This is a genomic window from Acidovorax sp. SRB_24 (assembly GCF_012931925.1).
Map to the genome: position 1 here is coordinate 1 of NZ_MWOM01000171.1, position 743 is coordinate 743.

The window sequence follows — 743 nt, forward strand, 5'->3', positions numbered from 1 at the left end:
AGGCGCCGCTGGAGCAGGCGGCCGAGCGCATCGGCACCCTGCTGCTGGGCAAGGCCCCCGCCGACGCGCCCGAGGCCGGGGCGTCGCCCGGGCCCGAGCCGCTGCCCAGTCCGTATGAGAGCGACCTCAGTGCCTGGCTGCTGCGCCGCCTGCGGCTGGCCACGGAGCTGGCCGCCCTGATGCGTGCCGATGCCGACCAGGTGCTGGCCTCGCTCGTGGCCACCGTGCCCGACCTGCCCGTGGCAGGCGCGGTCGACGCGGAAGCGCCGGTGGTGGAGAATCAAAAAACATAGCTGTAGACGCTTTCTGCATCAGCGCTGGAGGCCGATTTGGCTTGAAATATGCGGTCAGCCGCCGACCGGGCCGGCGCTCAGCGCGGGCGCGCCGACCGGTGGGCCGCGAGGCGCCGCAGGCCGTAGCGCCCCAGAAACGCGCAGCCCAGGATGAGCGCAAACCAGCCGACCAAGTAGGCCTGGCGCATGAGGTCCTGCACGCTGGCCGATTTGGCGACATAGGGCGCCAGCAGCACGACGGCGCCGATCAGCGCGCAGGTCATGCCCTTGATCAACAGTTCGTTGTCTTCCTTGTTGCGGGGGCGTCGGGCAGGGGGCTTGGGCAGGGGCATGGCAGAGGTTCAAGGGCACGGGGATGGGAGCGCGATTATCCTTGGCACCCCCCGACCCCCCGAAAAAGCGAAAGATCTCCCCATGGCCATCCAGTGGTTTCCCGGTCACATGCACCTG

Annotated in this window: 2 protein-coding genes; one reads left to right on the forward strand and one right to left on the reverse strand. The window is 69.6% G+C overall.

Annotated elements, in window-relative coordinates:
- Positions 1-293, forward strand: a 293-nt coding sequence (locus B2J89_RS21295; RefSeq protein WP_169170824.1) for a hypothetical protein, incomplete at its 5' end; no start/stop codon positions are given.
- A gap of 77 nt (positions 294-370) precedes the next feature.
- Here the strand turns inward: B2J89_RS21295 and B2J89_RS21300 are convergent.
- The gene (locus B2J89_RS21300; protein WP_169170825.1) at positions 371-625 is read right to left on the reverse strand and encodes a hypothetical protein; all 255 of its coding nucleotides are present in this window, start codon (positions 623-625) and stop codon (positions 371-373) included.
- Positions 626-743: the final 118 nt, after the last annotated feature.

What these genes read in the sequence shown, in the direction of transcription:
- B2J89_RS21300 (WP_169170825.1), bottom strand. Translation starts at nt 625, where the DNA reads ATGCCCCTGCCCAAGCCCCCTGCCCGACGCCCCCGCAACAAGGAAGAC.